The organism is Vibrio sp. 1288 (assembly GCF_033344475.1).
This window is the reverse complement of the sequence record NZ_JAWPOX010000001.1, coordinates 83,500-97,509: the sequence shown is the minus strand read 5'-3', so window position 1 is coordinate 97,509 and position 14,010 is coordinate 83,500. Positions and strand designations below refer to the sequence as shown.

Sequence of the window (14,010 nt, the reverse complement as noted above, 5' to 3'; positions counted from 1 at the left end):
GAATGAGTCGTTTACTTAATGAGTTCCAGCATTTTGAATACCATTTCGGAAGAGCTTTTTGCTGCTAGAGGCAGGAACTCATCAAAGCTCATTGGTGATTCTTTATCAGCGACATCAGAGATTGCACGCACAACAACAAACGGAGTGTTGAATTGATGACAAGTTTGAGCGATAGCAGATGCTTCCATTTCTACAGCGATAACTGACGGGAAGTGTTTACGAATAAACTCTTGACGCTCAGCAGTACAAACAAACGCATCGCCAGTACAAATTAGGCCGCGAACCGCATGAGTGTTTTCCATTTGTGCTAGGGCTTTTTCGGCTAAGTCCATTAGCTTGTCATCCGCTTTGAATGCAGCTGGTTGACCGGCCATTTGGCCAATCTCATAACCAAAAGCGGTTACGTCTGCATCGTGATGACGAACTTCTGTAGAGATAACTACATCGCCAAGGTTTAAGCTTGAATCGAAACCGCCAGCAGAGCCTGTGTTAATCACAACGTCTGGTTGGTATTCATCAAGAAGGATTGTCGTGCCCACCGCCGCTGCAACTTTACCGATGCCCGATTGTAGTACGACGACTTCAACATCGTTAATTTGACCAGAGAAAAACGTACAACCTGCTTTATTTACAGTTTTGCAGTTTGTAATTGCTTGCTTCAGGATGGTCACTTCTTGTTCCATCGCACCGATGATACCAACTTTCATAACACTCTCTTTAAGTAAATATTTTAGTTGGCCGAGAGTATAGCACTCCCCGTTGGCAGTTTTCTATTTGATGAGCTTCGCTTGAGTGAGCTTTTCTCGTAATTGATCGGCGCGCTTTCTGTTTACGCCAAAGTCAGAGTAGCCCACACGAGATTCCGAGCGCACAATCAGTTGGTCTCCTGCTATTTTTAGTTCGAGGTCATCCACGAAGCGCATGATTTTAGATGTGCACTCGATACGAAGGTAGTTGCTTTCTTTCACCGCGGTTTTCGCGCCTGGCAGTTCAAGCGCAACTTGCTCAATAGCGTCGATGTTCGCTGAATCCACTAAGATGAATGGCGTTAGGTTGTATTTTTCTCGCGTGTCTTGGGTGGAGACGCAGTTTGGTTTGTCACCACAAGGTGATTGAGAACGATCCGTCATGGTTGTGACTCCTTGGCTACAAGCGGTTAAGCCGAGCAAAGTAATGGAAAGGAGAGCGGCTTTTTTCATTGTATTTACTCTTATAATTTTGTTTCTAATTATATGGATACAAAAGAAAAAGGATCCAATAACAGGACCCTTTTTGTGAGGTTAGCTGAGATTAAACTTCGAGGTAATCGAGAATGCCTTCTGCCGCTTTTCGTCCTTCATCAATTGCGGTTACGACAAGATCAGAACCTCGTACCGCATCGCCACCCGCGAAGATCTTTTCGTTGCTGGTCTGGAACTGGAACTCTTGCTTCGCTGGGGCTTTGATACGACCCCATTGATCCAAATCGACATCAAACGGTGCTAACCAGTCCATTTTGTGCGGCTGGAAACCAAACGCCATGATAACAACGTCTGCTGGTAGAACGTGCTCGCTGCCTTCAACGGGTTCTGGACGTCGGCGACCCGCTTCATCAGGTTCACCAAGTGCGGTTTTCACCACTTTGACCCCCGAGACTTTGCCTGACGCATCCACTTCCACTCCCAAAGGCTGAAGGTTGAACATGAACTTCACGCCTTCTTCCTTTGCGTTTTTTACCTCGCGACGAGAGCCTGGCATGTTGGCCTCATCACGACGATAAGCACAAACTACGTTGGAGGCACCTTGGCGAATTGAGGTACGAACGCAGTCCATTGCTGTATCACCACCACCCAGTACGACGACTTTCTTTCCTGCCATATCGATAAAGGGTTGGTTACTCTCAAGATCCATGACTTTGTAGGTGTTCGAAACTAAAAATGGCAGCGCGTCATACACACCCGGCGCATCTTCATTATCTAGACCAGCACGCATGTATTTATAGGTGCCAACGCCCAAGAAAACAGCATCGTATTCATCAAGTAGCTCTTGCATTTGGACATCTTTGCCTACTTCCATGTTCATGCGGAACTCGACGCCCATTTCAGTGAACACACGGCGGCGGTTTTCCATCACGCCTTTTTCAAGCTTGAAGGAAGGAATACCGAAGGTCAGAAGGCCTCCAATTTCAGGGTAGCGGTCAAACACGACTGGCTTAACGCCATTGCGCACTAGGATATCCGCGGCAGCCAAGCCAGCTGGGCCTGCTCCAATGATTGCGACCTTTTTATCGGTCCACTCCACCTTGGACATATCTGGCTTCCAGCCCATTTCAAACGCTTTGTCGGTAATGTACTTTTCTATGTTACCGATGGTGACGGCACCAAAGTCATCATTAAGCGTGCATGAACCTTCACATAGGCGGTCTTGAGGACAAACGCGCCCACATACTTCCGGTAGGCTGTTGGTTTGATGCGATAGTTCAACCGCTTCAAGAATACGACCTTCATTGGCAAGTTTTAACCATTGAGGGATGTAGTTGTGGACTGGGCATTTCCATTCACAATATGGGTTGCCACAATCTAAGCAGCGATCCGCTTGTGCAGTCGCCTGTTGTTTAGTGAACGGTTCATAGATTTCAACGAACTCGATCTTACGAACTTTGATAGGCTTTTTCGCAGGATCTACACGCTGCACATCGATAAATTGATAAACGTTCTGGCTCATGATTCAAACATCCTCCATGATTACTGTGCTTGAACACGCAGCTCTGCGGCACTGCGGCTCTGGTGACCAAGTAGCGTGCGAAGATCTGCCGCTTGTGGTTTCACCAAATAGAACTTTGGAATCCATTCATCAAAGTTCGCCAAAATATTTTCAGCATGACTCGACCCTGTTTCTTCAAGGTGTTCCGCAATTAGGCCACGCAAATGTTCTTGGTGGATGTAAAGATCGGACAATGAGATGGCTTCGACAGACTCAGTATTAACTCGACCTTCAAAGCTTTGGTTCTCATCCAGAACATAGGCAAAGCCTCCAGTCATACCCGCGCCAAAGTTCACACCTGTCGCACCAAGAATGGCAACAATACCGCCAGTCATGTACTCACAAGCGTTATCGCCAGCACCTTCAATGACGGCTATCGTACCTGAGTTTCGTACGCCGAAACGCTCACCTGCTTTACCGGCTGCAAATAGTTTACCGCCGGTCGCGCCGTACAGACAGGTGTTACCAATGATGGTTGCTTCATTACACTTAAATGCAGTGCCAAGGTGAGGTTTGATAACCACTTTACCACCCGCCATGCCTTTGCCCACGTAGTCGTTCGCATCGCCCGTGAGGTAAAGCTCTACACCACCTGCGTTCCAAACACCAAAGGACTGGCCTGCGGTGCCGTCAAGATAGATTTTGATAGGGGAAGCCGCCAACCCTTGGTTGCCATAGCGTTTTGCTATTTCGCCAGATAAGCGTGCACCAACAGAACGATCAGTGTTGATGACATTGTAGAAGAAACTTGCCGATTGACTGTTTTCGACCGCATGCATGGCATCATCAACGATCTTTTGGTTGAGCTCAGCTTTATCAAACGGTTTGTTTGGCTCTGTCCAAAATAGCGGATGGCCCTCAGGTGATACTGGAGCTTCTAGAATATTGGATAGATCCAGCTTGGTCTGTTTCGCTGTAAATCCCTCTACTGCCTCAAGTAAATCGGTACGACCAATCAAGTCCGTCAGCTTTTCAACGCCAAGTTCGGCGAGTAATCCGCGCACTTCGTCTGCCAGGCCGATGAAGTAATTCATCACCATTTCTGGTAGACCTTTGAAGTATTCTTTACGCAGTGTCTCGTCTTGAGTCGCAACCCCAGTTGCACAGTTGTTGAGGTGACAAATTCGTAGGAACTTACAACCCATAGCGACCATTGGCGCAGTACCAAAACCGAAGCTTTCTGCACCTAAAATTGCGGCTTTAACTACGTCTAAACCAGTCTTTAGACCACCGTCTACCTGTAGGCGGATCTTATGACGCAGACCATTAGCAACCAGAGCTTGTTGTGTCTCTGCCAACCCCAACTCCCAAGGGCTACCAGCGTATTTTACCGAAGTTAATGGGCTTGCTGCGGTACCACCGTCGTAACCCGAAATGGTAATAAGATCAGCGTAAGCCTTGGCTACACCCGTTGCGATGGTGCCGACACCTGGCTCGGAGACGAGTTTTACCGAAACCAGCGCATTCGGGTTGACTTGTTTAAGGTCGAAGATCAGCTGGGCCAAATCTTCAATCGAATAGATATCGTGATGCGGAGGAGGGGAGATCAGAGTCACGCCTTGTACCGAATAACGCAGTTTTGCGATTTCTGCGGTGACTTTGTGTCCTGGTAGCTGTCCACCTTCACCCGGTTTCGCACCTTGTGCCACCTTGATTTGCAGTACATCCGCATTAGTCAGGTAATGCGGCGTTACACCAAATCGGCCAGAAGCAATCTGTTTGATACGTGAGTTACGCTCAGTACCGAAACGGCGAGGATCTTCACCGCCTTCACCCGAGTTAGAGTAACCACCAAGACGGTTCATCGCCGTTGCAAGTGCTTCATGCGCTTCTGGGCTAAGTGCGCCAATGGACATTGCCGCTGAGTCAAAGCGTTTGAACAGTTCAGTGCGTGGTTCTATTTGCTCAAGTGGCAGCGGTGAGTCTGATTTTTTCAGCGACATTAAGTCACGCAGCATGGCAACAGGGCGTTGGTTTACCTGCTTAGCAAAGCTCTGATAGTCGTTACTTTCGCCAGATTTAACGGCCTGTTGCAGCGTGCCGACAACATCCGGGTTGTAAGCATGATACTCACCTCCATGGACGTACTTTAACAAGCCGCCATGATCAATCGATTTGCGTTTCGCCCATGCTTTACGAGATAAGTTTGTAAGATCTTGCTGGAAGTCTTCAAAATTCGCGCCTTCAATTCGAGTTGTGACGCCTTTAAAACACAGATCGACCACATTTTGGCTCAAGCCAACTGCTTCAAATAGTTGTGAGCAGCGGTAAGAGGCGATGGTTGAGATCCCCATTTTCGACATGATCTTGTACAGGCCTTTGTTGATGCCGTATTGGTAGTTTTGCATCACATCGCGGTAGTCTTTCTCTAGCGCTTTATCATCAATCAGTTTACCTAACGCTTCATAAGCAAGGTATGGGTAAACCGCAGTGGCACCAAAACCAAGCAAGACGGCAAATTGGTGTGGATCACGGGCTGTTGCGGTTTCGACAACAATGTTGGCATCGCAACGTAAGTTCGCGTCAATCAGACGAGTTTGAACGGCGCCGACTGCCATTGCTGCCGGAATTGGTAACTTACCTTTGACCAAGGCTCTGTCCGAAAGAACCACTAAAACCGTGCCTTCACGAACGACTTGCTCTGCTTGCTCACACAGATCATTAATGGCTTGTTTAAGATCTTTTTGTTGTGGGTCGTAGTTGATATCGAGAATGGTATTACGGTAATGATCGTCACTCAGCTCTAGTAGTTGCTGCATGTCAGAATAGAGCAGTACTGGAGAATCAAAGGTTACACGATGCGCGTGGCCATCGGTTTCACAGAAGACATTCATTTCCTGACCGATGCTGGTCGCCAGCGACATGACGTGTTTCTCACGCAGTGGATCGATTGGTGGGTTGGTGACCTGCGCGAACTTCTGACGGAAGTAATCAGTCACCAAGCGCTCTTTCGAAGAAAGAACCGCCATCGGGGTGTCATCACCCATCGAACCGACGGCTTCTTGCCCCATATCACCGAGGACACGCAATACTTGATCGACTTCTTCATTGCTCATAGCAAACTGCTTTTGATAAGTCTTAAGCAAGTCTTCATCAAAGCTGCGCTCACCTACTTGATCTTCAGGCAGCTGAGAGAACGGTGTTAGTTTGCGAACGTTGTTCTCCATCCATTCGCGATAAGGGTGACGAGATTTCAGGTCATTATCGATCTCGCTAGATTGCCAAAGCTTACCTTTACGAGTGTCGATGACGAGCAATTCCCCCGGACCTACACGACCTTTTTTGGCAACTTCATCTGGGGCGTAATTCCAAATCCCTACCTCAGACGCCAGAGTGATCAACTTGTCTTTGGTAATTACATAACGCGCAGGACGTAGACCGTTTCGGTCTAGGTTACAAGCAGCATAACGACCATCGGACAGTACGATACCTGCTGGGCCATCCCATGGTTCCATGTGTTTGGAGTTGAAATCGTAAAACGCACGCAAATCCGGATCCATGTCAGGGTGGTTTTGCCATGCTGGCGGCACAAGCATACGCATGGCACGGAAGATATCCATGCCGCCAGCTAAAAAGAGATCTAGCATATTATCTAGGCTAGACGAGTCTGAGCCTGTCTCGTTCACAAACGGTGCTGCAGTTTGTAGGTCAGGCAGCAGTGGTGACGAGAACTTGTAAGCACGAGCGCGTGCCCATTGTCGGTTACCTTCAATGGTATTGATCTCACCATTATGAGCAAGGTAGCGGAACGGTTGAGCTAATGGCCAACGCGGTTGAGTGTTGGTAGAAAAACGCTGGTGGAACAGACAGATAGCAGATTCCATACGTAGATCGGCAAGATCAAGATAAAAGCGCGGTAAGTCCGCAGGCATGCATAGGCCTTTGTACACCAAAACTTGAGTCGATAAGCTACAGATGTAGAAATCCGGATCTTCGGTGATTTGTTTCTCGATGCGACGGCGTGCGATGTAGAGACGACGTTCAATGTCGCGTTCGCGCCAACCTGCCGGTGCAGAGACAAAGACTTGCTGAATATTTGGAAGCGAGTTGGCCGCAATTGGACCGAGTACTTCTGAATTAGTTGGTACTTCACGCCAACCAGCCACAGTTAGCGTCTCTTGCGCCAGTTCTTTGTTGACGATGTCTTTAGCGAGTTGAGCTTTGACTGGATCTTGGTTGAAGAAAATCATCCCTACGGCGTATTGCTTGCCAAGGTTGAAACCATTTTCTTCGGCAATAAGACGTAAATAGGAATCGGGCTTTTGTAATAGAAGACCACAACCATCACCAGTTTTACCATCGGCGGCGATACCACCACGGTGAGTCATGCGGTCAAGTGCAGAAATTGCTGTACGTACCAGCTTGTGGCTTTGTTCGCCTTCCATATGCGCGATCAAGCCAAATCCACAGTTGTCTTTCTCAAGACTTGGATCATAAAGAGCCATTGCAATTCTCCCTTTGCTTATCCGTCATCCCGACAGATATATCAACACTGCTTACGTTGATATCGATGACTAACTATGCGTCATCTTTATAGCTTTATGTATAATTATTCAGTAAAAGTTGTGAAATATTTAACATTTTTTGAGTGTTTTATTTTCATCAACTTCACAAGCTATAGCTTATTGTAAAAAAGGTCAAGTTATTAGTGGATCATCACGTGAATATACGATTTACCATTTAATAAGCTAAAATAGTTTAATAATTTCAAATAGATAGAAAATTGATTGTTACAAAAAAGTAACATTTGATTCTGTGGGAGATAAAAAAGACCAGCATAAAATGCTGGTCAAAATAGAAAGATTGGAAGGAATTGTTTTCTTTCTTCACCGATAGCCATCGATATTGCTGATGGCTATTAGGCAATTGAAAGAGAGAAGCATGACTGCTTCGTTAAGCAGAACGCATCAGTGAATCTGCTTTTGCTTCTAGGTTTGTGCCACCCATTAGGTAATCATCGATAGCACGGGCACATTCGCGGCCTTCATTGATACAACGAACCACCAAAGATTGGCCTGTTCGCATATCACCAGCAGCAAATACGCCTTCTTGGTTAGTAGCAAAATCTTGAGTTGCTACGTTACCGCGATCGTCTAGTGCGATATCCAGTTGAGCAAGTACGCCTGTTGGTTCAGGGTGTAGGAATCCCATCGCTAGAAATGCCATATCACATGGAATCACACGCTCGCTGCCTTCTACTTCTTTGAAGCTTGGACGCTCGCCTGGTTTCGCATCTTGCCAAACGATATCAGCTAAACGAAGACCGGTAACTTCACCTTTGTCATTGCCGATGAACTCTTTGGTTAGGATATTCCAGTGACGATCAACGCCTTCTTCATGAGACGTCGAAGTACGTAGGATCATCGGGTACTGTGGCCATGGCATATTGGCAGGACGTTTCTCTGGTGGAATCGGCATGATTTCAACCTGAGTGATGCTTGCTGCACCGTGGCGGTTTGATGTACCTACACAGTCAGAACCCGTATCACCACCACCGATAACGACAACGTGTTTACCCGCGGCGTGAAGTTCTTCACCCTTAAGATCCATGTCGTTGGCACGGCGGTTATTTTGACCTAGGAATTCCATCGCGAAGTGAACGCCTTTTAGTTCACGACCCGGAACGGGCAAATCACGTGGAACCGTTGAGCCACCGGTTAGTAGAACCACATCGAACTCTTGACGCAATTGTTGAGCATTTACATCAACACCGACGTGTTGGTTTACTTTAAACTCAATGCCAGCTTCTGCCATTAGATTGATCTTGCGATCAATGACTTCCATGCTCAGTTTAAAGTCTGGGATACCAAAACGTAGCAGACCGCCCACTTTCTCGTCTCGCTCGAATACCGTCACAGTATGACCAGCGCTGTTTAGCTGCTCTGCTGCCGCAAGGCCAGCAGGACCTGAACCAATGATCGCAACGGTTTTGCCAGTGCGAGAGCGTGGTGTTTTTGGTTTGGCGTACCCTTCACGATACGCCGTTTCTACGATGGTTTTCTCGATATTACAGATAGTGATTGGATCTTGGTTGATGCCAAGTACACAAGCACTTTCACACGGAGCAGGGCAAACACGACCAGTGAACTCTGGGAAGTTATTGGTTGAGCTTAGAATGTTCCAAGCTTCTTCCCAGCTATCACGATAAACCGCATCGTTAAACTCTGGGATGATGTTACCGATAGGGCAGCCGTTATGACAAAACGGCACACCACAATCCATACAACGAGAAGCCTGAGTATTGATCTTGTCACCAAACTCCTCGTTCAGAACGAACTCTTTGTTGTTCTTGATGCGTTCAGCTGGGTCGATCTTCTGTGGTAGTTCACGACCATGCTCTAAAAATCCAGTAGGCTTACCCATTATACGGCCTCCACTTGAGTTTCGTTTCCTTGAGACTGTGCTTCAGCTTTACGCTTTTGAAGAACCGCTTTGTAGTCACGCGGCATTACCTTAACCATAGAGGCTAGGCTTGCTTCAAAGTTGTCTAGGAAAGACTGAGCGACTTCACTTCCTGTGAATTGAACATGCTTAGTTAGCATGTCGAGTAATAGATCTCTGTCTTCTTGCTCGATTGGATCTAGGTCTACTAACTCTGGGTTCAGTTTTGACTCAAAGTCACCTGATTTATCCCATATGTAAGCCACGCCACCACTCATACCTGCGGCAAAGTTACGACCTGTTGACCCAAGGATGATGGCTGCACCGCCAGTCATGTATTCACAACCGTGGTCACCGACGCCTTCTACTACTACTTTCGCGCCTGAGTTACGAACACAGAAACGTTCACCAGCCATACCACGAATGAAAGACTCACCCGAAGTTGCACCGTAGAAGCACACGTTACCAACCACGATGTTGTCTTCCGCGACAATGCTTGATTTCGCATCTGGATAAAGTACTAAAGTACCGCCGGATAAGCCTTTACCCCAGTAGTCGTTCGCGTCGCCTTCCACTTCGAACTTCACGCCCTTAGCTAGGAATGCGCCGAATGACTGACCTGCAGAACCTTTGAACTTCACGTTCATTGGCTGAGGTAGACCTGCATCTTTGTACACTTTCGAGATTTCGTTCGACAACATGGTACCTGCAGAGCGGTCCGTGTTGACGATAGGGAACTCGGCATTCACCGCTTCGCCTTTCTCTAGTGCAGGAATCGCTGCTTGAATCAGCTTACGGTCTAGCACTTCTTCTAGGTTGTGGTTCTGTTGAGCTTGGTTGAATACACCATCAGCTTCACGTGGTTGCTCAACGTGGAGAACAGGAGACAGATCTAGGTTCTTGTATTTCCAGTGAGAAATGTCTTGGCGGATCTTCAGTTTCTGACCTTGACCGACCATTTCATCGATAGTGCGGAAGCCAAGCTCAGCCATGATTTCACGTAGACCTTGTGCCATGTATTGGAAGAAGGTAACGACGTCTTCTACGCGGCCATCAAAGCGCTCGCGAAGCGTCTTGTTCTGAGTCGCGATACCAACAGGACAAGTGTTCTTATGACACTTACGCATCATGATACAACCTTCAACCACTAATGCTGCGGTTGCTACGCCCCATTCTTCTGCACCAAGTAGTGTTGCCACTGCAAGGTCGCGAGGTGTCTTCATCTGACCATCTGCTTGAACCACGATACGGTTACGTAGACCGTTCTTCAGTAGCGTTTGGTGCGTTTCTGCCAAGCCAAGTTCCCAAGGAAGACCGGTATGGCGGATTGAAGACATTGGTGATGCACCTGTGCCGCCGTCGAAACCTGCGATTAGTACAACGTCCGCTTTCGCTTTCGCTACACCAGAAGCGATCGTACCTACGCCTGCTTCTGATACCAGCTTCACGTTTACACGGCCTGCGCGGTTCGCGTTCTTCAAGTCGTAGATAAGCTGAGCCAAATCTTCGATTGAGTAGATATCGTGGTGTGGTGGTGGAGAGATAAGGCCAACGCCCGGAGTCGAGTGACGCGTTGCACCGATCCAGTCATCTACTTTATCGCCTGGTAGCTGACCACCTTCACCTGGCTTCGCACCTTGAGCCATTTTGATTTGCAGCTCTTCAGCGTTAGTTAGGTAGTAAGAGGTTACGCCGAAACGACCTGAAGCCACCTGCTTGATTGCAGAGCGTTCCCAATCGCCGTTCTCTTTGCGCTCGAAACGCATTGGGTCTTCACCACCTTCACCAGAGTTCGATTTCGCGCCAAGACGGTTCATCGCAACAGCCAGTGTGGAGTGTGCTTCGTAAGAAATAGAACCGAATGACATAGCACCCGTCGCGAAGCGTTTCACGATGCTGTCAATTGGCTCGACTTCGTCGATAGAGATAGAACCGGCTGGATTCTTAATGAATTCTAGCTGGCTACGCAGAGTTACCGCGTTGTCACCTTGTTTATCTACGGCTGTCGCGTATTGCTTGAACTGATCGTAGTTCTTGTTGCGCGTAGACTCTTGCAGTAGAGAAATAGTCTCTGGGTTGAATAGGTGCTTTTCACCACGCTGTTTCCATTGGTAAACACCACCAACATCCAGCATTTGAATTGGGATTTCGCGTTGTGGGTAACCGATGCGGTGACGGATCAGCACTTCTTTGGCGATATCATCAAGGGTGAGACCTTGGATACGAGAAACCGTACCAGTGAAGTATTTGTCTACCACGGATTTGTGGATGCCCAAGGCTTCGAAGATTTGTGCGCCATGGTACGACTGTAGCGTCGAGATACCCATCTTCGAGAAGATCTTCAGAAGACCGCCATTAATCGCTTTACGGTAGTTGTTGAACAGATCGCGCGGGTTCGCTTCTGGATCCAACTTCTTCGTACGTTGAAGTTCAATGATGGTTTCAATCACTAGGTAAGGGTTAACCGCATTCGCACCGTAACCAAGTAGCGTTGCAAAGTGGTGCGTTTCACGCGCGTCACCAGTTTCAACCACGATGTCACACTTCGCACGTAGACCTTTACGGATCAAGTGGTGGTGCACTGCGCCAACAGCCAGCATTGCTGGGATCGCCGCGTGGTTTGAATTCACTGCGCGGTCAGTGAGTAGGATGATTGAATAACCATCGATAACCGCGTCTTCTGCGTATTGGCAGATACGTTTTAATGCACGCTCAAGTTTGCCTTGATCTTCACTAGCTTGGAATACGATATCCAACGTTTTCGCTTGTAGGTGCTCGTTATCGATCGCACGCAGTTTTTCAAGCTCAGAGTTGGCTAGAACAGGCGATTCCAATTCTACTTTCTGACAGTGAAGTGGTGTTTCAGTCAGAAGGTTTTGGTCTTTACCCAAGTAAGTGTTCAGCGACATAACCATACGCTCACGGATCGGGTCGATCGGTGGGTTAGTTACCTGTGCGAACAGCTGCTTGAAGTAGTTTGAAAGATGTTGAGACTGATGAGATAGAACCGCAAGAGGCCAGTCGGCACCCATTGCTGATAATGGCTCTTTCGCATCATTCGCCATTGGAACGATGATTTCGTTCACTTCTTCAGTGCTTACGCCAAACGCTTGTTGGCGGTGTAGAAGGTGTTCTGGCTTAGGTTGGCTGAACTGGTTGCTCGCATCTGGCAGCTTCTTCAAGCTCAGTAGGTTTTCTTCTACCCACTTCTCGTAAGGCTGTGCCGTTGCGATGGTGTCTTTCACTTCTTCATCAGAGATGATTCGACCTTGTTCTAGGTCTGCAACGAAGATACGACCCGGTTGTAGACGACCACGGAACTCTACGTTCTCTGGTTCAATATCCACAACACCAGATTCAGATGCCATCACTAGGAAGTTATCTTTGGTCACTGTGTAGCGAGAAGGGCGCAAACCGTTACGGTCTAGTGTCGCACCAACTTGAACACCATCAGTAAAACATACTGAAGCAGGACCATCCCATGGTTCCATGATGTTCGCGTGGTACTGATAGAACGCGCGACGTTTAGGATCCATGTTTTTGTTTTCTTGCCATGCTTCCGGGATCATCATCATCAATGCGTGTGGCAGGCTGCGACCAGAAAGAACTAGGAGCTCAAGTGCCATATCGAAGTTAGATGAATCCGAGCTGCCTTCCTGACAGATTGGAAGAAGCATGTCGATTTCAGCCTGAGTAAACAGGTCTGATTCTAGGATTGCTTCACGGGCTTTCATCCAGTTCAAGTTACCGCGAACTGTATTGATTTCACCGTTGTGGGCAATGTAACGGAAAGGCTGTGCAAGACGCCATTTCGGGAAGGTATTGGTAGAGAAACGAGAGTGTACCAGCGCCAGTGCAGTCACCATGGTCGGGTTTTGTAGATCAAGGAAGTACTGAGGTACTTGCTCGGTCGTTAACTGACCTTTGTATACCAATGTCTTGTAAGACATGGAGTTAATGTAGAAGTCGTCACCAATGTTCGAAACGCTTTCTAGGCAAACACGTACAGTATAGTTACGAAGTACGTACAGTTTGCGCTCTAGCTCTTCAGGCGTGATGCCAGGGCCGCCGGAGATAAACACGTGCTCAAATTGAGGCTCTGTGCTTAGAGGGTCGGCACCAATCATGGAGTTGTCGGTTGGTAATACGCGGTAGCCGATAACTTCAAGGTCTAGACGCTGTGCGTTGCGTTCTAGAATGTCACGGCATTGTTCGCGTTTGTATTCGTCTTTCGGGAAAAGAACGACACCAACACCATACTTTTCAAACGAAGGCAGTTTAATGCCTAGCTTAACGGCTTCTTCTAATAGGAATTCATGAGGTTTTTGTAGCAAGATACCCGCACCGTCACCGCTGCATGGGTCACAACCTTGACCACCACGGTGTTCCATGCGAGCCAGCATATCCAATGCTTGAGTCACTACTTCATGAGATTTACGGTTTTTAAGGTGAGCAACAAAACCGATACCACAAGCGTCATGCTCCAGTTCCGGAGTGTACAGACCCTGTGGATTTTGCTCTCTATCTACCATAGATACATCCTTCCAGTTCAATGTCGACGCAAAAGTACCGGGCAGCAAATACTACCTAGACTATTGATTACGTCTTGTCCTTTATATTTATTATCGCCACCGATCTAGGTTGACCGGTCTTGATTCCTTTCCGTATCTCGCAGGAAAAGTTTTGCGAGAAAAACAATCCTTGGTGGTATCCCTTTATTTATTATCACTATCTAGTGATTTATATAGGTAGGAGTGGGATAACACCGACAAATCCCGCAGTGTGCTTTGTAATAAAAGTCACAAAAATAACGGGGTTGTGTAAGTATCCTACAATTTTGTCACTTCAGAATGCAATGAAAAAGTCGGCGTTGTGACCCAATTTTTT

The 14,010-nt window shown here is 47.6% G+C and carries 6 protein-coding genes; all 6 read right to left on the bottom strand.

Annotated features, from left to right (window positions below):
• Positions 1–11: 11 nt before the first annotated feature.
• The 6 genes from mtnN to gltB (R8O11_RS00375) all read right to left on the bottom strand — a co-directional run bounded on the left by mtnN (position 12) and on the right by gltB (R8O11_RS00375) (position 13,655).
• Positions 12–707, bottom strand: a complete 696-nt coding sequence (mtnN, locus tag R8O11_RS00400) for a 5'-methylthioadenosine/S-adenosylhomocysteine nucleosidase (protein ID WP_005381837.1) — start codon at positions 705–707, stop codon at positions 12–14.
• A gap of 63 nt (positions 708–770) precedes the next feature.
• Positions 771–1,199: a DUF1499 domain-containing protein gene (locus tag R8O11_RS00395; protein WP_025768418.1), complete on the bottom strand. Its 429-nt coding sequence runs from the start codon at positions 1,197–1,199 to the stop codon at positions 771–773.
• 91 nt (positions 1,200–1,290) lie between these two features.
• Positions 1,291–2,703, bottom strand: a complete 1,413-nt coding sequence (locus tag R8O11_RS00390; RefSeq protein ID WP_005381833.1) for an FAD-dependent oxidoreductase — start codon at positions 2,701–2,703, stop codon at positions 1,291–1,293.
• Positions 2,704–2,723: 20 nt separating this feature from the next.
• On the bottom strand, positions 2,724–7,187 hold the full coding sequence (gene gltB / locus R8O11_RS00385) for a glutamate synthase large subunit (RefSeq protein WP_318193827.1): 4,464 nt from the start codon (positions 7,185–7,187) through the stop codon (positions 2,724–2,726).
• Between the two features lie 448 nt (positions 7,188–7,635).
• Positions 7,636–9,105: a glutamate synthase subunit beta gene (locus R8O11_RS00380; RefSeq protein WP_318193826.1), complete on the bottom strand. Its 1,470-nt coding sequence runs from the start codon at positions 9,103–9,105 to the stop codon at positions 7,636–7,638.
• On the bottom strand, positions 9,105–13,655 hold the full coding sequence (gene gltB / locus R8O11_RS00375) for a glutamate synthase large subunit (protein WP_205390715.1): 4,551 nt from the start codon (positions 13,653–13,655) through the stop codon (positions 9,105–9,107). The genes R8O11_RS00380 and gltB (R8O11_RS00375) overlap by 1 nt, the downstream gene beginning before the upstream one ends.
• Positions 13,656–14,010 lie beyond the last annotated feature (355 nt).

What these genes read in the sequence shown, in the direction of transcription:
- R8O11_RS00390 (WP_005381833.1), bottom strand. Translation starts at nt 2,703, where the DNA reads ATGAGCCAGAACGTTTATCAATTTATCGATGTGCAGCGTGTAGATCCT.
- gltB (WP_205390715.1), bottom strand. Translation starts at nt 13,655, where the DNA reads ATGGTAGATAGAGAGCAAAATCCACAGGGTCTGTACACTCCGGAACTG.
- R8O11_RS00380 (WP_318193826.1), bottom strand. Translation starts at nt 9,105, where the DNA reads ATGGGTAAGCCTACTGGATTTTTAGAGCATGGTCGTGAACTACCACAG.
- mtnN (WP_005381837.1), bottom strand. Translation starts at nt 707, where the DNA reads ATGAAAGTTGGTATCATCGGTGCGATGGAACAAGAAGTGACCATCCTG.
- R8O11_RS00395 (WP_025768418.1), bottom strand. Translation starts at nt 1,199, where the DNA reads ATGAAAAAAGCCGCTCTCCTTTCCATTACTTTGCTCGGCTTAACCGCT.
- gltB (WP_318193827.1), bottom strand. Translation starts at nt 7,187, where the DNA reads ATGGCTCTTTATGATCCAAGTCTTGAGAAAGACAACTGTGGATTTGGC.